This is a genomic window from Yoonia sp. (genome assembly GCF_017854415.1).
GTDB lineage: Bacteria > Pseudomonadota > Alphaproteobacteria > Rhodobacterales > Rhodobacteraceae > Yoonia.
In genome coordinates this window covers 1-19,981 of record NZ_JAFMHR010000047.1, presented here as the reverse complement: position 1 = coordinate 19,981, position 19,981 = coordinate 1, and the positions used below count along the sequence as shown (strand labels likewise).

16 protein-coding genes are annotated in these 19,981 nt (G+C 54.7%); 8 read left to right on the top strand and 8 right to left on the bottom strand.

Annotated features, from left to right (window positions below; genetic code table 11):
* Nucleotides 1–2,228 (bottom strand): arginine/lysine/ornithine decarboxylase (locus QZ197_RS07330; protein ID WP_296431220.1); only part of this gene is annotated, 2,228 nt, incomplete at its 3' end.
* Between the two features lie 261 nt (nucleotides 2,229–2,489).
* Here QZ197_RS07330 and QZ197_RS07325 point away from each other — a divergent pair.
* Complete coding sequence (locus tag QZ197_RS07325) at nucleotides 2,490–3,866, top strand: glutamine synthetase family protein (protein WP_296431219.1); 1,377 nt, start codon at nucleotides 2,490–2,492, stop codon at nucleotides 3,864–3,866.
* Complete coding sequence (locus tag QZ197_RS07320) at nucleotides 3,866–5,176, top strand: FAD-binding oxidoreductase (protein ID WP_296431218.1); 1,311 nt, start codon at nucleotides 3,866–3,868, stop codon at nucleotides 5,174–5,176. The genes QZ197_RS07325 and QZ197_RS07320 overlap by 1 nt, the downstream gene beginning before the upstream one ends.
* Before the next feature lie 205 nt (nucleotides 5,177–5,381).
* On the opposite strand, the gene QZ197_RS07315 is transcribed toward QZ197_RS07320, so the two are convergent.
* Complete coding sequence (locus tag QZ197_RS07315) at nucleotides 5,382–6,035, bottom strand: TIGR02453 family protein (RefSeq protein ID WP_296431217.1); 654 nt, start codon at nucleotides 6,033–6,035, stop codon at nucleotides 5,382–5,384.
* Nucleotides 6,036–6,291: 256 nt separating this feature from the next.
* Here QZ197_RS07315 and QZ197_RS07310 point away from each other — a divergent pair, with 256 nt between their 5' ends.
* Nucleotides 6,292–6,894 carry a hypothetical protein gene (locus tag QZ197_RS07310; protein ID WP_296431216.1) on the top strand — a complete coding sequence of 201 codons (603 nt, stop codon included), beginning with the start codon at nucleotides 6,292–6,294 and terminating at the stop codon, nucleotides 6,892–6,894.
* A gap of 29 nt (nucleotides 6,895–6,923) precedes the next feature.
* Here the strand turns inward: QZ197_RS07310 and QZ197_RS07305 are convergent, their stop codons facing one another.
* Nucleotides 6,924–7,643, bottom strand: a complete 720-nt coding sequence (locus QZ197_RS07305) for an SGNH/GDSL hydrolase family protein (RefSeq protein WP_296431214.1) — start codon at nucleotides 7,641–7,643, stop codon at nucleotides 6,924–6,926.
* 364 nt (nucleotides 7,644–8,007) lie between these two features.
* Complete coding sequence (locus QZ197_RS07300; protein WP_296431213.1) at nucleotides 8,008–8,556, bottom strand: YaeQ family protein; 549 nt, start codon at nucleotides 8,554–8,556, stop codon at nucleotides 8,008–8,010.
* 293 nt (nucleotides 8,557–8,849) lie between these two features.
* Between QZ197_RS07300 and QZ197_RS07295 the strand changes: the two genes are divergently transcribed.
* Both QZ197_RS07295 and QZ197_RS07290 read left to right on the top strand, forming a co-directional pair.
* Nucleotides 8,850–9,203, top strand: coding sequence for a CidA/LrgA family protein (locus QZ197_RS07295; RefSeq protein ID WP_296431211.1), 354 nt, complete (start codon nucleotides 8,850–8,852; stop codon nucleotides 9,201–9,203).
* On the top strand, nucleotides 9,200–9,916 hold the full coding sequence (locus QZ197_RS07290; RefSeq protein ID WP_296431209.1) for an LrgB family protein: 717 nt from the start codon (nucleotides 9,200–9,202) through the stop codon (nucleotides 9,914–9,916). Before QZ197_RS07295 ends, QZ197_RS07290 begins: the two co-directional genes overlap by 4 nt.
* A gap of 133 nt (nucleotides 9,917–10,049) precedes the next feature.
* On the opposite strand, the gene QZ197_RS07285 is transcribed toward QZ197_RS07290, so the two are convergent.
* Together QZ197_RS07285 and QZ197_RS07280 are read right to left on the bottom strand one after the other, a co-directional pair.
* Nucleotides 10,050–12,452: a DUF2309 domain-containing protein gene (locus tag QZ197_RS07285; RefSeq protein WP_296431208.1), complete on the bottom strand. Its 2,403-nt coding sequence runs from the start codon at nucleotides 12,450–12,452 to the stop codon at nucleotides 10,050–10,052.
* Nucleotides 12,449–14,038, bottom strand: coding sequence for a proton-conducting transporter membrane subunit (locus tag QZ197_RS07280; protein ID WP_296431207.1), 1,590 nt, complete (start codon nucleotides 14,036–14,038; stop codon nucleotides 12,449–12,451). Before QZ197_RS07280 ends, QZ197_RS07285 begins: the two co-directional genes overlap by 4 nt.
* A gap of 102 nt (nucleotides 14,039–14,140) precedes the next feature.
* On the opposite strand from QZ197_RS07280, the gene QZ197_RS07275 reads away from it, so the two are divergent.
* Nucleotides 14,141–15,016: a LysR family transcriptional regulator gene (locus QZ197_RS07275; protein WP_296431206.1), complete on the top strand. Its 876-nt coding sequence runs from the start codon at nucleotides 14,141–14,143 to the stop codon at nucleotides 15,014–15,016.
* Here the strand turns inward: QZ197_RS07275 and QZ197_RS07270 are convergent.
* The gene (locus tag QZ197_RS07270) at nucleotides 15,013–15,918 is read right to left on the bottom strand and encodes a LysR substrate-binding domain-containing protein (RefSeq protein ID WP_296431205.1); all 906 of its coding nucleotides are present in this window, start codon (nucleotides 15,916–15,918) and stop codon (nucleotides 15,013–15,015) included. The two genes, QZ197_RS07275 and QZ197_RS07270, sit on opposite strands and share 4 nt — an antisense overlap.
* A gap of 131 nt (nucleotides 15,919–16,049) precedes the next feature.
* On the opposite strand from QZ197_RS07270, the gene katG reads away from it, so the two are divergent.
* A complete protein-coding gene (gene katG, locus QZ197_RS07265; RefSeq protein ID WP_296431204.1) occupies nucleotides 16,050–18,263 on the top strand; it encodes a catalase/peroxidase HPI in 2,214 nt (737 codons plus the stop codon).
* An 84-nt stretch (nucleotides 18,264–18,347) separates the two neighbouring features.
* Entirely contained in the window at nucleotides 18,348–19,397 is a 1,050-nt protein-coding gene (locus tag QZ197_RS07260; protein WP_296431203.1) for an FAD-dependent oxidoreductase, read from the top strand.
* Here QZ197_RS07260 and QZ197_RS07255 read toward each other — a convergent pair.
* The coding region (locus tag QZ197_RS07255) for a GntR family transcriptional regulator (protein ID WP_296431202.1) at nucleotides 19,394–19,981 on the bottom strand (588 nt) is incomplete at its 5' end. The genes QZ197_RS07260 and QZ197_RS07255 overlap by 4 nt on opposite strands.

Sequence of the window (19,981 nt, the reverse complement as noted above, 5' to 3'; positions counted from 1 at the left end):
CCATGGATATCCGTTTCAAAACCGGGGCATTCGCGTGCAAATTCGCGATTAAACTTCAAGTATTCCACGATCTTGCTGTTGAACACTTCACCAGGAATAAGCAGCGGAATACCCGGAGGATACGGAGTAACCAAACTGGTGGTAATCCGACCTTCAAGCGCATCAATCGGAACACGCTGGGTTGTGCGTTGTGCAATGTGTGAAAACGCATCGGTCGGCGTCATGGCAGGCGTGAGGTCACTGAGATACATATCAGTAGACAGGATCGCCACGTCATATTTGGCATATAGCCTATGCACATGGTCGCAGAGGTCGCGCAGACCCATCTGCTCATAGCGTGGATACTTTGCACAGAATTCCGGCATCGTCCGCCACATTGGTTGGTTTCTGCCGTAGTCGTCCTTGAACTGCTGCAATGCGGCCAAAAGCGTGTTCCAACGGCCTTTAGTGATGCCGATGGTGAACATGATAAAGAAACTATAGAGGCCCGTTTTTTCAACTACGACCCCATGCTCAACAAGAAATTTGGTGACAATTGAAGCGGGGATACCACTTTCTTCAAACCGTCCATCCAGGTTCAGTCCAGGTGTAATCAGCGTCGCCTTGATCGGATCAAGCATGTTGAAACCGGGCGCCATGTCGCCAAAACCGTGCCATGCGTCTTCGCCGTCCGATGCTTGGACACCGTCTTCGTCAGTCCGCTTAAGAACCCAGTCCTTGGCGCGCCCGATACCTTCTTCTTCAAGCTCGTCTGGGCCCCAAACTTGGAACCACCAATCATCGTCACCGAATTCGTCATCGACTTTGCGCATTGCGCGCCGGAAATCGAGTGCTTCACTGATACTTTCTTCGACCAACGCAGTCCCACCCGGAGGTTCCATCATTGCAGCCGCGACATCACAGCTGGCGATGATGCTGTATTGCGGGCTGGTGCTGGTGTGCATCAGGTACGCCTCGTTAAAGAGGTGCCGATCAAGTTTGGTGTCTTGGGAATCTTGCACCAACACATGGCTGGCCTGACTGATACCAGCCAGCAGCTTGTGGATAGATTGCGTGGCGTAAGTCACGGAATGCCGTGGGCGTTCGCGTTTGCGCCCCATGGAATGGAAATTGCCATAGAACGGATGGAACGATGCGTGTGGCAGCCAAGCTTCGTCGAAATGCAAGTTCTCGATATAGCCGTCCAACACGTCTTTGATTGTCTCGGTGTTATAAAGCACGCCATCGTATGTTGATTGCGTCAACGTCATGATGCGCGGCTTGACCGTATCCGCATCGATATGGGCCAAAAGCGGGTTCGCGCGGATCTTGTCTTTGATCGCTTCGATCTCGAATTCAGACCGTTGGATCGGACCGATAATGCCATAGTGGTTGCGCGTTGGTTTTAGGAAAATCGGGATCGCGCCAGTCATGATAATGCTGTGCAAAATCGACTTGTGACAGTTGCGGTCAACAACAACGACGTCACCGGGGGCGACCGTATGATGCCATACCATCTTGTTGCTGGTGCTGGTTCCGTTGGTGACAAAGAAACAATGGTCGGCGTTGAAAATCCGTGCTGCGTTCCGCTCGGACGCGCCGATGGCACCGTTGTGATCCAGCAACTGGCCCAGTTCCTCGACCGAGTTACAGACGTCGGCACGCAGCATGTTTTCGCCATAGAACTGGTGATACATCTGGCCAATCGGACTTTTCAGAAAAGCGACTCCGCCGGAATGTCCCGGGCAATGCCAAGAATAAGATCCATCGTCAGCATAGTTCAGCAGGGCCTTAAAGAATGGTGGCTGTATGCCCTCTAGATAAGTCTTGGCTTCGCGTATGATGTGTCGCGCTACGAATTCGGGTGTATCCTCGAACATGTGAATAAAGCCGTGCAATTCGCGCAAGATATCATTGGGCAAATGACGGGCGGTTTTTGTTTCGCCGTAGATAAAGATGGGAACATCTTCGTTCTTCCAGCGTACTTCCTCGATGAACGCGCGCAGATTGACGACGACGGGGTCAATATCCGGGCCCGCACTGAACTCTTCATCATCAATCGACAAAAGAAACGCGCTTGCCCGCGATTGCTGTTGTGCGAATTGGGAAAGATCACCGTAGTTTGTGACGCCTACGACCTCGACGCCCTCGTTCTCAATGGCTTGAGCCATCGCGCGAATGCCAACGCCCGAGTTGTTATCAGACCGGAAATCTTCGTCGATGATGAAGATGGGGAAGCGAAATTTCATGATGCTGTCCTAGCGTCAATGTTTGATGGTTCACACAGCATGTCAGAATCGATCTCGAGACATGTTCAACCACCGTTGTTGCATCGCATATGCGAGTATTTCTGGGGCAATGTCCATCTTTGCGCATGTATTTGCCACTGGTAGACAATGATTTTGCACTATAATGAGGTGCTGCGTCCGAACTCTAACGAAGTGCCATATAACCACTTCTTTTTGCTGAATGGACAAGCCTTCATTTAAAGACACTCAAAGGATCGCGACATGACCGCGCCAGACACAACAAATGCACCTGCAACGACCAACATCAGAAGCTGGCTTCAGGAGCATCCAGAGATTGAATCTGTGTTTGCATGTGTCTGCGATCTGAACGGTACGATGCGCGGCAAGCGGCTTCCGATTGAGAAAGCAAAATCACTGCTGGATGGTGGGCTTCGGATGCCACTTTCAATCCTGAGCATGGATATCTGGGGCGAAGATATCGAAAACAACGAACTTGTTTTTGAAACAGGCGATTCCGACGGTATTTGTGATCATACGGGGCGGCCACTGGTATTGATCAACTGGACAAGCCAGCCGTCTGCGTTAGCGATGTTCTGGATGCATACCGATGATGGTGCGCCTTTCTTGGGTGACCCGCGGCATGCCTTAGCCAATATCGTAGACCGCTATAAAGCACTGGGTCTGACACCAGTCGTGGCGACAGAACTTGAATTCTATCTGTGCGATCCAAGCGAAGAGCGGCCACAACCCCCGCGTTCGCCTGTGACTGGCAAACGGCTCGATTCCGACGGCGCACTGTCACTCGACGAATTGCAGCATTTCGACAGCTTTCTAAACGACGTGTATCAAGCATGCCATGAACAAGGCATTCCTGCAGACGCTGCCATTTCTGAGAACGGCGCAGGACAGTTTGAGATCAACATGATGCACGTCAATGACCCGCTGCAGGCGGCTGACGATGCTGTCCTGTTCAAACGGCTTGTTCGCGGCATTGCGCGCAAACACGGGCTGGCTGCCACGTTTATGGCCAAACCTTACGGCGAACGCTCTGGCAGCGGCTTTCATGTGCACTTCAGTCTTGTGGACGAAAATGGCGTGAACTTGTTTGATAACGGTGGCGAAGAAGGCACGCCGCTGATGCTGAACGCGGTCGCGGGCTTGCTGGAAACGATGCAGGAAAACACGCTTACTTTTGCACCCCACGAAAACTCCTACCGGCGCTTGTTGCCAGGAACGCATGCACCCACAGGTGTGGCGTGGGGTTATGAAAACCGCACGGCTGCGATCCGTATTCCGGGCGGCAATCACAAAGCCCGCCGCATTGAACACCGTGTCGCAGGTGCTGATGCGAACCCGTATCTGGTTGTCGCCAGCATCTTGGGCGGCGCATTGATTGGCATCGAAGCAAAGATGGAACCCGCCCCACCAATTGAGGGGGACGCATACAGTCTGCAACTTGATCACTTGCCGCTGGATTGGGCGACAGCCATTCAGACCTTCAACCGTGGCGCATACGTTCAGAACATTTTCTCCAAGCGTTTGCAGACAATGCTTGTGGAATGCAAAACGCAAGAATTAAAGCGATTTGCGCGCCATGTCACCGATTTTGAATTTCACAGCTATCTAGAGTCAGTATAATGGCAATTGAGACATTCGCCGCCAGCGGCACAACAAAACACACCACCAGCTACTATGCAGCAAGCGCCAATCCGTCGCCGGTACGACCGCTGCTCAAAGGTGATCACACTGTCGATATATGCGTCGTGGGCGCAGGCTATAGCGGTCTATCAACAGCACTGCATCTCGCTGAAAAGGGCTATGACGTTGCCATCATCGAGGGCGCGCAAGTTGGCTGGGGCGCTTCTGGGCGCAATGGCGGACAGATTGTAAATGGCTTGAACGCAAGCTTGCAAACGATCAAAAAGCGTTACGGTCAAGATACCGCGAATTTCGTCGCCGGCCTTGTTCAAGAAGGCGGCGATATTATCCGCGAGCGCGTGAAAACATATGACATCAAATGCGACCTGAAAGACGGCAACATCTTTGTCGGCCTGACCCCCGCACATATGAAAGAACTAGAGGCGCGACGCGCGCTTTGGTCCTCATACGGGATCAACAACCAAGATATGCTGGATAAGACGCAGTTGCGCGATCATATCGGATCAGACCTCTATGAAGGTGGCATGATCGATCATACCGGCGGTCACATGCATCCGCTGAACCTATGCCTTGGCGAGGCCGCAGCGTTCGAACAATGCGGTGGTGTGATCTATGAACAATCGCCAGTGATCCATGCCGATACCGAAGCCGCGAAACCGGTTGTGAAAACCGCCAATGGCACGATGACCTGCAATACGTTGATCCTGTGTGGGAACGCCTATTTGGGCCACGTCGTGCCTGCGCTAACGTCCCGCGTGATGCCTGTGTCAACGCAGATGATGGCGACCGCACCTTTGGATCCAGAGCAAGCAAAAGCGCTGTTACCTACTGACAAATGCGTCGAAGATGTGCGCTATATCTTGGACTATTACCGCATGTCTGGCGACAATCGACTGATCTTTGGTGGTGGCACTGTCTACGGTGGTACCGATCCGAGCGATGTAGAAGCCAAGCTTCGTCCAGCATTGGAAAAGGTCTATCCAAGCCTGAAAGGCGTCAAGATTGACCATGCCTGGAGCGGCAATTTCGCATTGTCGTTCAGCCGTGTTCCACAAATGGGCCGGTTGGGCACCAACACCTATTTCGCACATGGCTACAGCGGGCATGGAGTCACCGGATCGCACACCTTCGGAAAGATCCTCGCGGATGCGGTCGACGGCGACAAAACACGATTTGACGTGTTCGCTAAGGTCCCATGGTACCCATTCCCCGGAGGGCGGATGTTGCGCGTTCCCTATTCAATGGTCGGCTCTTGGTACTACGCGATGCGGGATCGGTTAGGCGTCTGATGCAATCGCAATATAGAGCGGGATTGGTACTGGGGCACGCACAAGGTTAACTCTTGGGGTTACCTTCGTGCGGCGGGGACGGCCAAACTATTACGTGTGAACGGAACATAGCCAAGCTTTGCACGCCATGACGATCATGCGGCATCTGTAGTAAACGAGACCGCCTCGTTTGCTACGCATGCCATCGGTCGCGGCTGCAATTGCGTCAATCGAAGTAGCTGACCAGCGGGCGCGCGGCGCGAAAAATCTCGATCAATAGATCGATCACATCGTCGTCGAGCAGCAGCGCGTCTGGAATATCTTTACGACATCCCAATCCGACCATTTTCAAGTAGGGCGCAGCGGGATCGTCGCCAGAAAAACCATCCGGCACAACGCTCAATTCCTTTCTTGTCATTAAACCATCTGGGAACATCGTTTTGAACTCTGGGTCTGACAAGACTTCTTTTCGTTCTTCCTGATCATCGACCAAGCGTGCCCGTAGTCGTGCAAGTGCCGCCTTGGATGGTTGAAAAAGTGCCGCACCAGCGTAGCATTTCCCCGGCTCAATATGGAGGTAGTACCCAAAGTCCTCTGCTGGATGGCCAGCATTGGCAAAAACATCCACGTCGGCACGGTACAAAGAACGTCCAACGCGGTCACGCGGTTCCTGAAATAGCTTGGTATAGCTTTGCTTCGGTTTGCTTTTTGCCTCGGCCACCATGGGATCAAACCGATCAGCATAGTCGTGTAGCGTCATAGCAATGCCAGTGAAATTCCGGCGCGCATCATCGAATGCGACACGATGTTCGTCCATCCAGACTTTGCGATTGTTCTTTGCAAGATCCGCAAGAAACGAAAATGTCTCTGGTTCTACCATGGCCACAGCTCCTGTTTCACAGTTGTCGCAAGGCGTACCACACGACCAAGGCAATGCACCAGCTAACCAGATGGTGTACGCCAAAGACCGCGCTCTGATCCGCGACCCGCACAGTTGGCCGCAATGTCGTCCTGCATGCAGTATGTCGATCCATTCGTGAAACTTTGATTGGGCCGCCGACGATGGACGACTATGTCCTGCGCGCGTATGAGGGGGAACTGAACCAAGCAATCTGCCTAAGGGATAGTGATAGACGATGACATCGCACTCAAAAAAACGCGCCAAAGGCCGATATATTATATGGCTGTTGACCCTGCTGATCGTGATTGCTGGTGTGTTTTTCTTCGCTTCGGGAAACAGGTTCTACATGATGTCCCAACATATGTTCGGCCAAGGTCATATGCATGGTGCTGACGGATCAGGTCATGATGAAGTGAATATGCCGGGATTGCGCGGAAAGAATGCGACGCCCGAAGAAAGCGCCGAACTTGCAATCATGTTCCGAAACTTTGAAACGATCACGCGCGAAGTCACCAATCTTCCAAACGGCATTCGCACCATTACCAATTCGTCTGACACGGACGTTATGGATAAATTAGTCAGCCATGTCGTCGGGATGATCGGCCGCGTTGAAACGCGGGATGATCCAAAGATTGGCATTCAAAGCCCAACCTTGGACATCTTCTTTGCAAGGGGTGACGAAATCAAAACCGAGATCGATCTGACGGACGATGGGATCGTTGTGACCCAAACATCAACTGACCCAGACCTTGTAGCAGCCCTTCAAAAGCACGCTGCCGAGGTATCGGATATGGCTGATCGAGGCATGCAAGCAGTGCACGAAATGATGATGCCATAACGCCAAGAATGGCTGACGCCGACCGAACCCTACGTTTTCCCGAGCTGCTTGATATCCCGACGGATCGCACGATAGACCTTACGTCCCCACTCTGAATAGATTTTGGGGCCAGGGTGAAAGCCATCAGCACTCATTTGTGAAACATTGGGCTCAAAATCCATCTCGATAAATCGACAATCGCTGCAATCGGAAACAAGTTCGCGCAGTGCCCGATCAAACCGCCTTGCCTGCGCACCCAACACCCATCTGAGAGGTTGTGGGAGCAGCGGGAAATATTGGATCGGAGGAATACCTGATACACAAATGACGTCGGCCTGAAATTTGATATCTATCAATCGCAATAGAGCTGAAAAATCCAGCAGCCAATCAAATAGAGACACGCGCGAAGTGATATCATTTACGCCCAGTGAAATAGAAACGATATCAAATTTCTGCGGCGCGTGCCCTTGTAGCCGCGCAATCGTATCGGCCGTCGTGGCGCCTGTTTTCGCGTCTACTGACCAGTAGACAGTATTCGTTTGCGATAGCCTTTTGCGCATATGACCCAAAAGCGCTTCTTCCTGATGCGATGTGCCGACCCCGACAGCAGAACTGTCGCCGATGATCAACAAGCGCAGGTCTGGCCCTTGCCCACTGACACCGTGGCGGCGGCCCGAAGGATCGTCCAAGCGCAGTGCCGCCCGTCGCACCTCTGCTGCTTGTGCGACCAGAACTGGAAATAACAAAATGCGTACTGCAAGGTCTAACATCTCAGCCTCCAAAACGAGACGCGCTACGCAGGGGGCGAAATGAACAGGGGATCATCCCGCATTTCTGCAAGCCCCTCCAACTGCTCCGCGAAGCTATAGCAAGTATTTGATAGTCCAGTCCTAAACGCTGCAGCGTCATGCAGCATTGATGATAATCAAACGCGCATATTTTTCTTTTGTGAATGACTTTGTTGGGGATGGTATTTTTTTGACCGCAAGCTTTCCCCCCGCAAGGCAATCACGGAACTGCACTTTGATCAGTTGAGCTAGATCTTTCAAAACGGCATGAGAGCGCATTTTTCAGGCGAATTTAGCCAATCCTACTGAAAGGGCTTTGATAAGCGTATCAATTGTTAATCGCTCATCAATGATCGGCGCTTTTCCATTTGACCGGGGTTACGTAAACGATCTTGTCATCAACGCTGACCATCACATCGCCCTCCTGAATATTGACCTGCAGCTTCATCGAGCGATTTGCCAAGTTGCTCAGTTCGCTGGTGTCAGCCTCGGTGAAGTTAATCACCTGAAGGTTATCAAACCGAGTGGTGCTATTCTTAATCTTGTCCCACCACATCTCAGCGGTCCGCCCACCGTAGCAATAGACAATGACCGCGTTGGCCTTGCCACATGATTGGCGAACAATCTTTTCGCTCGGCAATCCCAATGCCACCCACAGCTCAAGCTCGCCGCTCAGGCTTTTTTGCCAGATGTCTGGTTCGTCATCCGTCGAAATGCCCTTGGTCATTTCCAACTGCTCATGGGCATTCAGTGCAAAAGCAAGAATACGCACCATCAACCGTTCGTCCGTTTCTGACGGATGTTTGGCAACTGTCAGTTTATGGGTCTCGTAGTAATGACGATCCATATTGGAAACGGAAAGTTCAACTTTATAGATGGTGGCTTTTTGCGCCATGGTTTGTCCCAACCTTGCGAAGATAGGGATGCCTAATGCGTCTAGACGCTTTGTGAAAGCAGATAAAAAAGCTCTCTGGAAATCCCCATTTTACTTGGCCTGAAATCAATTCGGTCGCGACACCCGGGACGGGGTATCATGCAAAGACGTGCAACCTTTGACCTAATCACGCGCTGCGGCCCTTGCAGGCGTTCATCGCCCTTACCACTTCTGGCCAAATGAAATTTTCCATTGGTTCTGCGGTGCGTTTGCCTTCAGAATGGTTCTGAATAACAGTTCAGGGACCAACCGCTATGCTGCATACACTTGGACTCCTCTTGGGCTGTCAGCTGCTCGGCGAAATAACTGCGCGCGGATTTGGCGTGGCAATCCCCGGTCCTGTGCTCGGTCTTGCCTTGCTCGTGGTGTTGCTCAGAATCTTTCCCGCACTTGCCGAACAGCTAAGGTCAACGACCACTGTCATCCTTGCGCACCTCTCATTCCTTTTCGTTCCTGCAGGTGTGGGTGTGATTGGCAACTTCGAGGTCTTGTTGGATGACGGGCTCGCACTGCTCGCTATCCTGACACTCTCCACGGTGCTTTCCATGCTCGCCACCGTTGGAACGTTCCTTGGCGTCCGGTACCTGATCGAAGGCCGGACCACATGACGGATGTTGCAAACCTCTGGAGCTATCTGGCAACGACGCCGCTTATCTGGCTCACCACAACGATCCTTGCATATCTGCTCGCGGATGGAATGGCGCGGCGGCTGGGGTATCCACCTTGGGCCAATCCGGTGCTTTTGTCGGTCCTAGTCATAGCGCCCGTGCTGTGGCTGACACGAACGGACTATACGACCTATTTCGAGGGCGCCCAATTCATCCATTTCCTGCTTGGTCCGGCAACCGTGGCGTTGGCGTTGCCGCTTTGGGACAATCGAGACACAATTCGCACCTCTGTAGCGCCAATCGTACTTGCCTTGCTGGTTGGCTCGATCGTTGCGTCTGGTTCGGCAATTTTGCTTGCGCGCGCCTTTGGCCTGCCGCCCGAGGTCCTGCTTTCGCTCGCACCCAAGTCGACAACTGCGCCCGTCGCTCTTGGTATCTCGGAAGCCGTTGGCGGACTTCCCGCGCTGACAGCAGTGCTGGTTATCCTGACGGGGATTATCGGTGCTGTGACGGTGACACCATTGATGAACCTGCTTGGGATCACCGACTGGCGTGCACGAGGTTTTGCAGTCGGTGTTGCCGCGCACGGTATCGGAACGGCGCGGGCGTTTCAGGTCAACCCTGTGGCTGGGGCTTACGCCGGCATCGCAATGGCATTGAATGCGCTGCTGACCAGCCTGATCGTACCATTCTTGGTACGCTGGCTGATCTGAACCCCACTTTAGCCGGTTGCGCAAAGCACCCAACTGGCCGCTTTTCTTTCAGCAGCGCATTATTCGCAAAGCTCACCAGCTTTGACGGGCTTTGGGGCGGCACATTTCATGCCGCGCCCTTTTTTTGTCAGATCTAAGCAGCTTCGGCTTGTTTCGCTTGTTCGAATGCGACCCACTTGAGATCGCCAGCATAACGCTGTGCAATCTGTCCATCTGCATCAAGCGTGAACAAGTGCAGCCATTGGTTATCAAACAACGCCCGCACATTCGGATGCTTTTCAAGGATCGCAGTGATCGCCGCGGTCGGTGCCTCTACGCATACCGACAACCGAAGCGGATCATGCGCGTAGCCAGTCCCATCATGGACAGACTGCCATGGCAGACCGCCGCGCAGCGCGCCGCCGTTTCCTTCGACCACACCGATACCGCCAGTCACATTGTGCAACAGCTTGTTGCCCGCCCCGAACACATCTGGTGCTACGACAGAGCCGTAATACTGCAGGCTGATCCAGCTTGCGACGACAACAGGGGCGGTCAGGATCAGCTCTAGAATTCCATAGCCCTCGTCCTTTTGCCAATCGTAGTCATGCAAGAACGCACGACCTTCTAGGCCCTTACCCTTTGTGCGCGACCGCGGTGCGGCGATGAACGCCTGACAGCCAGCCAACGCCCATTCGGGCCGTGTTTCGGACCAATCACTGCTCCGGCTTTTAACTTGGTTGCCGTTGGCCGCGCGCGGCAAGCGCAATGCCCGCTCTGTCCGCGCGATAGTACCTGCTTGTGCCAGCCATGCCCGTGCAGTTTTCAAATGCGCCTTGTGCCTGTGACCAGCAAAATCGGCCTCGTAAATAGTCACATCATCGGTTGTAGTGTCATGCAGACCGCCGATAAACAGCGTGTCTTCGGGGATCGTGATCCCGTTCGCAGCGACACCAGCGCGCACGTCTTTGTCGTTCAGCATACCTGCCAGCAGACGCGCGTTCACTTCGCCCGAATAACCACCACACGCACCACAATGCAGCGCGCTCGCGTGCGGGTTATTGACCACATTGGCGCCGTGACCAAAAAGCAAAACCAGCGGTGCAAAGTCAGCCGTCATCGACATCGCCTTAAGGATGCCCGTCGCGGCCGCAATCCGTGCTGCGGTATCAAAGCTGTCATCAAGCTCGGGCTTGTGCGCATCAGGTGCTTTTGCTGCATTCATGCCCAGCGCGTCGCGCAGCAACTTGCCCATATAGATAGGACCTGTCGCTTCGACGAAGGCAAAAGACGATACCGCCGCCAGTTTGAACCGGCCCCATGCGCGGTTAGCGCGCGCCGCAAAGCGCGCGTTCAGGTCAGCCGTGTTATCGGACGCCCCTCCAGAGTGGCTGGTGACACCGTAGTTCAGCAAAACAGGCAACCGTTTTTCTTGCACGTCAGACGCAAAGCTATTGTGCGCCGCAGTCAAGCCAAAGAAGCCTGCAAAGCCCAGTGTTTGGATAGACGCATCCGTGCTTTCCAGTGCGCGGCGGAACACTTCGGACCGCACGTCGATACAGAACGCGGCTTGCAGCTTTGGCCGACCCGTCTGTGCCGCAGCAGCAGGCATGCTTAGGGTCTCTGCCAATTTACGCTGTCCTGCGAATTCGGCAGCAGCTTGCAACGCGGCGTCAATCAATTGCGCAGGGTTCGCTGACACGGGAGCTTCATGTGCCGCACGCACCACTTTCCAATCTGCTTCGATTTCCGAGCGGTATTTGGCATAAAGCGCCTGTTCCCAAATCAAACGGATCGTCAGCAATTCAGTCGTTGTGCTGTCAGTTTCGCCCGCCAACTCCGCCTGCCACAACCGGTAGCGCCCAACCTGTGACCAACCGCCAAGACCAATCAGCAACTGGTGAAAATAGGTTTCAGTCGCCTCTGGTGACAATTCCAGCAATTCAGAAGCACCAACAAGCGCGTTGCGGGTTTGATCGGGTGTATTGGCAACCAGCGCGCCAAAACCTGAAAGCCCGCCAATCTCTGGGCTTAGGTCACGGCTTGCGAAATCGCGCCATGCGGCGAACGCACCACGTCCGGGCTTGTTTTGCCATAGCGCTTGGCCTGCGTCGAAGTATCCCGCGGCCCAAACACCGAAACGATCCGCAATGATCCCCGGCCAATCGATGCCAGACACATCAGCGGCTAGGTCTGCAATGGTTGGCAACGCTCTTACTGGGTCTGCTTCTTCACTCGCAGCCGCCTTGAGTGCGTCAGTATCAGCCGCACTTAGCGGGAACTGTGCCAAGGCAGCCATAAGGTCTGCATCGGTGATCGTACCGTCGGCAATCTTGGTCTGATACCAGCTTCTTGGCATTGTAACCGCTGTGCCCGCGACCCGTTCTAGCAGGGCTGCCACTTGCGGCAAAGTCTGCTCGGTCTGGCCCAGAAAGGGGTTCACTGCGACTGATGATGACAGCGGCCAAAGCGGTGGGATCGCGCGGCCTGCATGTTCGGCCTTCGCAATCATTTCCAGCTGTGCGCCAGCGTAACCTGAAAATACATCCGCCTTCATTGGGCCGCTCCTTTTTTAGATGGTGTGGTCTTGGTCCAACCGCCAAGCAGCCGGTCCGAAATCGCATTAATATAAAGCCCGTTCGACAAGTGAACACGCAAACCTTGGGCGGCCGGATGGAAGGACCACAGCGGCAAAGTTGCTTGTGCAAGCGCCACCAGTCCAAAGCTGATCATGGCCAGTAGAATTAGTGCCCACTCCAGCGCGCCTGCTGGTGGTGTTGCGGGCAAGGTACCAGCGGTCAACCACTCTGATGCGCGTTGCAGGACAAGGTAGCTGACGGTCACGGTTGCAGCGTAAGCTGCGGTGCGCTGTGTCAGTGCTTTTGGGGCCTGATCCGCGAAACCTTGGGCCAAAAGATAGGCCACACCAAAGATCAGGATCGCGCCCAAGGCCACCGCTTGTGGGGATTTTCCACCAAAGTCGAACCCAAGGCCAAGGACCGCGTAGACAATCCCGTAGATGCCAAGCGCCACAACGAAAGCACGTGTGACGGCGGCCAGATTTGGCACCGCAACCGGACCCGGCTTGCGGATCGCTACGACACCCTCGACTGCGCCACCTGCGGACAGGAAGGCGTGAGCCTTGTAAAGCGAGTGTGCCACGATGTGCAGCAGGGCCAGCGGAAAGAGCGCCAAACCGCACTGCAAGATCATAAAGCCCATTTGCGCGATCGTGGACCACGCCAATGATGCTTTGACCGTTGGCTGGGTCAACATCACCAGACCTGCGAACAGGGCTGTGAAACCGCCGATCATTACCAGCGTTGCCATTACCAGAGGCGAAAGCAACATCACGTCAGCAAAGCGGATCAAAGCAAATCCACCAGCGTTGACCACACCTGCGTGCAGCAGGGCCGATACAGGTGTCGGGGCTTCCATCACTTCGGTCAACCAGCCGTGCAGCGGGAACTGTGCGGATTTCAAAATAGCCGCGATTGCGATCAATGCCGCAGCACCAACTGCCATGCCGCCGCCCTGCCCGTCAGACGCGCTAGCCAAGATTACAGAGATTTTTGTCGTTCCGTAAGTAAGTGCCAAAAGGCCCGCCGCGAATAGCAAAGCGACATCGCCAACCCTTGCCAGTACGAATTTCTTACGTGCGGCGCGCTGTGCGGCGGCCCGCTCGGGGTAAAACACCAGAAGTTTGTGCAGACACATGCTGGTGGCGATCCATGCACCGACGAACTGTACCGTGTTGCCCGACTGAACCAGCAACAGCACGACCGCGAGCGTGGACAGCAGCCAAAATGTGAATTCGTCCTGCCGCGCCTCGCCGTCCAGATAAGTGCGCGCATACCGCACGACGACCCAACCGATGAAAGACACAAGCAGCAACATGATCACACTGATGATGTCCAAACGGACCGAAAGGCCGACGCCAAACAAACCAAACAAGAAACTGTCACCACTGCCCGACGTTGTAAGAACGATTGCCGACAAAATCGCGACCGCGATCGTACCCAACGTTGCACCTTCGGCGATCAACGCGCCTTTTTGTGCTGATGTCCCCTCTAGAAAGCGCGGTGCAAAGGCAGCCGCAAGTAAAATGAGGGGCGCAAGCAGGGGTAGGGCATTGAGCAACATAGGTGTCTCCGTCGCGTTAATAATTTCGTTCGGGGATACGGGAGTTGCATCCAGATAAAAAATTCATTGTTTGCTACATATCGTTCTATTATATGAAACGATATGTCTGATTTGAATTATAATCATCTGCGTTACTTCTGGGCGGTGGCCCATGACGGTAACCTGACGCGCACCGCCGCGCGGCTGAACCTGTCGCAATCGGCGCTGTCAGTGCAAATCCGCAAGCTAGAGGATCGCATGGGGCATGCGCTGTTTGAACGGCGCGGGCGGCAGCTTCATTTGACAGAAGCAGGACGCATTGCGCTTGACTATGCCGACACAATTTTTGCGGCAGGCAAGGACCTGATGGGCACGCTAAGCCAGCAAGGCAGACCCCGCAAAGTGCTGCGGGTCGGCGCACTTGCCACGTTGTCGCGAAACTTTCAGGTCGAATTCCTGCGTCCGCTGCTGCGGCAACCAGATGTCGAACTGGTCTTGCGATCCGGCACTTTGGTGGAATTGCTGCAAGGTTTGGAAACGCTTGGCCTTGATGTCGTGCTAACCAATCTGGTCCCACCGCATGATGCGATGTCGACGTTTCTGACGCAGCCCATATCAGACCAACCAGTTAGCCTTGTTGGCACACCGGAACGGCTGGGTGGGCAGGCCAGTTTGCGCCAGTTGCTACAAGATAACCCCATGATCTTGCCCACTGAAGACAGCCCCGTGCGGGCAGGGTTCGACCGTCTTTGTACACGGCTGGATATCACGCCGACAATTGCTGCAGAGGTCGATGATATGGCGCTCATGCGTCTATTGGCTCGCGAAAACGTGGGCCTTGCGGTGCTGACCCCGATCGTCGTGAAGAATGAGCTCGCGAGCGGCCTTTTGGTCGAGGCACGTCATGATATGGGGCTGCACGAGAGCTTTCATGCAGTCACAATCGGACGAAAGTTCCCCAACCCGCTTTTGGCGCCTTTGTTAGCCGCACATTACTAAGGTGCTTTTTGCAGACCCTTAGCGACCTGTTGGACCATGTCTGCCACCTGACGCAATTGCCCCGACATAGGATTTGTTGCACGCCAGATCATGCCCACTGTCCGCGTCGGCTGTGGCGCTGCAAAGCGGCCAACGCACACCGGCGCTGAACGGGTTTCAACAGGAACTGCCATCTCAGGGATCAACGTCACGCCAATGCCTGCGCCGACCATTTGCACCAAAGTGGATAAGGAACTGCCGTCCAACCCTTCGCGGGGTCGCGCAGTTTGTAGGTTGCAAAAGGCCAAAGCTTGATCACGGAAACAATGCCCTTCTTCCAACATCAACAGCCGCATTTGCCCCAGAACGTCAGGTGTCGGGACCGGTTGATCCGCTTGAGATTGTGGCCGCACCAACATCAAGTTTTCCGTAAACAGCGGCACTTCTTCGAATCCGGCTTCGGCAACAGGAAGTGCAACAATCGCTGTGTCAATTTGACCCCCGCCAAGTTCTTCGATCAGCTTTGGCGTCACGGTTTCACGGATGTGAACATCAATATCGGGATACGATTGGCTTAGCTGGTGGATCAAGCCGGGCAATAGATACGGTGCAATGGTGGGAATAACACCGATCCGCAAACGCCCGATAAAACCGGATTGCGCCGCGCGCGCCATATCGCCCAATTCATCAACAGCACGCAGAATATCGCGGACCCGCAATGCCCAGTCTTCGCCAAAAGCAGTCAGGCTCACTTGGCGAGGGCCGCGTTCAAAAAGAACTGTACCAAGACTTTGTTCCAGCTCTTTGATTTGCACAGATAGCGCAGGTTGCGAAATTGCGCATGCATCAGCCGCTCGCCCGAAATGGCCATGGCGGGACAGTGCCTCGAAATAACGTAGCTGCTTTAGGGTCAAGTTCTTCATAACTTCAAATTATGACACCAATCACAAAATGCAACTTAAACTAATCCCATCCGCATGATATTGCTCAATGCAATCGCATAGGCGACACCTTATTATCGCCAAGCATAACTAACCAACATCGGAGATGAACAATGGACGGTAATGACACCGGAAAATGCCCAGTCATGCACGGGGCCACACTGCACACCACACATAGCGTTCGTGGAAACAAGGACTGGTGGCCGAACCAGTTGAACCTGAAAATCCTGCACCAGGGCGCACCTGCGTCTGACCCGATGGGTGTTGATTTTAACTACGCCGAAGAATTTAAAAAGCTCGATCTGCAAGCGCTAAAGGCTGACCTGCACGCGCTGATGACCGACAGCCAAGACTGGTGGCCTGCGGACTATGGCCACTATGGTCCGTTCTTTATCCGCCTTGCATGGCACGCCGCAGGCACATACCGCACGGCAGATGGCCGCGGTGGTGCTGGTGGTGGACAGCAGCGTTTTGCCCCGCTTAACAGCTGGCCGGACAACGGGAACCTAGACAAAGGCCGTCGCCTGCTTTGGCCGATCAAGCAAAAGTACGGCAACCAGATTTCTTGGGCCGACCTGTTCGTGCTTTGCGGCAACTGCGCAATGGAATCGATGGGCCTTGAGATGTTCGGCTTTGCTGGTGGCCGTGCCGATACATGGGAACCCGAAGAAGACGTCTATTGGGGCCGCGAAGATGAATGGCTTGCCACATCCGACAAGCCGAACAGCCGCTATTCCGGCGACCGCGAGTTGGAAAACCCGCTGGCAGCCGTGCAGATGGGTCTGATCTACGTCAACCCAGAGGGGCCGAACGGCAACCCTGACCCCCTCGCCTCTGCCCGCGACATCCGTGACACTTTCGCGCGTATGGCGATGAACGACGAAGAAACCGTCGCACTCGTCGCTGGCGGTCACACATTTGGTAAGGCCCACGGTGCAGGTGATCCCGCGCTGATGGGACCAGAGCCTGAGGGCGCACCGCTCGAGCAGATGGGCCTTGGCTGGAAGAACGGCTTTGAAACCGGCAAAGGCGTGCACACAACGACCAGCGGTATCGAAGGCGCATGGAACGCGACACCGATCACTTGGGATATGAGCTATCTTGAGACGCTTTTGGGTAACGATTGGGAATTGGGCAAAAGCCCTGCCGGAGCGCAGCAATGGCACCCCGCCGGCGGTGCGATGGGCGACGCAGTCCCCGATGCGCATGATGCATCACGGACCCACGCCCCAATGATGACAACTGCAGACATGGCGATGAAGCTGGACCCTGAATACGCGCGTATCTCGCAGCACTATCTGGAACACCCAGATTTGTTTGCAGACGCCTATGCGCGGGCTTGGTTCAAACTGACACACCGCGACATGGGCCCAAAGGTGCGTTACCTTGGCAACGAAGTTCCTGCCGAGGACCTGATCTGGCAAGACCCGATCCCAGCAGTTGATCACGATCTGATCGACGACGCGGATATCGCAAACTTGAAAGCCAAGCTTTTGGCATCCGGTCTGTCTGTGTCTGATCTGGTGTCAACTGCTTGGGCCTCTGCGTCCACATTCCGCGGTTCTGACAAACGCGGCGGCGCAAATGGCGCACGCATTCGTTTGGCCCCGCAAAAGGACTGGGGAGTCAACAAACCTGCCGCACTGGCAACGGTTCTGGCAACATTGGAAGGCGTACAAACATCATTTAACGACGCACAGTCTGGCGGCAAGAAAGTATCGCTCGCCGATATCATCGTCTTGGGTGGTGCCGCAGGTGTTGAGCAGGCAGCAAAGAACGCGGGCCATGACATCATTGTTCCGTTCACCCCGGGCCGCATGGATGCAAGTGCTGATCAAACCGACGCCGAAAGCTTTGAGCCGCTTGAGCCCGAAGCAGATGGTTTCCGCAACTTCCTAAAGGCCGACTATGCTGTCCCTGCAGAAACGATGATGGTTGACCGCGCACAATTGCTGACGCTTTCCGCGCCAGAAATGACAGTGTTGGTTGGCGGCATGCGTATGCTTGGCACTAACGTTGATGGATCTTCACACGGTGTGTTCACCGACAAGACCGATGCGCTGACCAACGACTTCTTCAAGACCCTTGTCGATATGGGGATCGAATGGAAGCCAGTTGGCGACAGCGGCACCTATGAAGGTCACGACCGCGCAACGGGCGCCGTGAAATGGACCGGCACCCGTGTCGATCTGGTCTTTGGTTCAAACTCGCAATTGCGTGCGTTGACCGAAGTTTATGCCCAAAACGATGCCTCTGCGAAGTTCGCAAAAGACTTTGTGTCTGCCTGGACGAAGGTCATGGACCTTGATCGCTTTGATGTGAAGTAAACAACTTGTGGCGCAGCCTTTCGCAGGCTGCGCCCAGCTTCTATGGTCGACCTCAAACCGCAACACGTCAGGTCCCATATTTCCATGCACACCAGAACACTGATTATCGGTGGCGGCCTGACGGGTTTGTCGCTGGCTTACCGTTTGCAACAAGCAGGCCATGACTATCAACTGGTTGAGGCGCGGCAGCGCTTGGGTGGCCGGATTAAATCGCTTGCAGTGGGTAACGCGAATTTCGACCTTGGGCCGTCTTGGATATGGTCAGGTCAAAACCGCGTCGCGGCATTGCTTGCGGAACTGGGTTTACGCTCCTTTGAACAGTGGTCGGATGGCGATCAACTGTTCGAACAGCCAAACGGCGAAGTCATGCAAAACAGTGGCTTCATGTCGATGGCGGGGTCTTACCGCATTGCTGGTGGCACCTCTGCTTTGACAGATGCGCTGGCCGCCCAGCTTGATCCCGACCGCGTGCATGTCGCAACACCTGCGACCGAAAATTCGGCCAACCCGATGGGTGCACATGTCGCTGATGATTTCATCAATGCTGAAAACATTGTTCTTGCAGTGCCACCCCGCATTGCAGCGGGGTTGAGCTTCAACCCTGCACTGCCCGACCAAGCCATGACCAGTCTGCAAGCTATACCCACATGGATGGGCGCACATGCCAAATTCGTGGCGGTCTATCCAAAACCATTCTGGCGCGAAAACGGCCTGTCCGGCGATGCCAGCAGTAGACGTGGACCCATGGTAGAACTTCATGACGCAAGCCCAGATGATGCAAGCTATGGCGCAATCTTTGGATTTGTAGGCGTGCCCGCCGCCGCACGGGCCAATGCAGGCGATGCATTGATCGAAGCCGCGATTGCGCAGCTGGTAAATTTGTTTGGACCAGATGCCGCAACACCGATTGCAACAGGGCTTGAGGATTGGTCACGCGCGCCCTTTACCGCAGCCCTTGCCGACGCAACGCCACCGCCCGGGCATCCACTTTATGCGATGCCCGCCGCATTGCGCGATGTTTGGCAAAGCAAACTGATCTTTGCGGTGACTGAATTGACGTCTGATAATGGCGGATTGATTGAGGGCGCACTCGCTGCGTCAGAAAGTGCCGCACGTCAAATCCTGCGCGCCTAAAGCGTATGCAACCGATTTTGCGTCAAAAGGGCGATAAGCGTTTCCTTGGCGGCAATCCGGTGCGCCTTGTGAATACTCTGCGCAAGTTCCGCATTCTGATCGCGAATTGCCTCAAGCACGCCGCGATGATCCTTGTTGGATTTCAGCGGTAACGGTCGCATATAAAGCGTCACTGACTTCGCGCGACGCACTTGATCGCCCATCATAGCCACGATGGACATGACCCGTGAATTGCCCCCTAAGCGGACAAGTTCGGCATGAAAGCGGTCGTCAGCAGCGGCCCAAGCGTCACGGTCCATTGCAGCTAATGCAGCCTCCATATCCACGATGGTTCGTTCTAGCGTGGCTAGATCGTCATCACCCAATCCAAGCGACGCGGCTTGCGCGGCGGCCATGCTTTCAAGGGCGGTCAGGACATCATAAATCTCGGCCATGTCGGTGACTGCTATGGGCAGAATACGGATGCCTTTACGCGCGCGCACTTCGACCAAACCTTGGGACTGCAACACCAAGCACGCCTCTCGGATCGGGGTGCGCGACATGCCTAGTCGCAACGCAAGCTCGGATTCCAGATGCTGCGATCC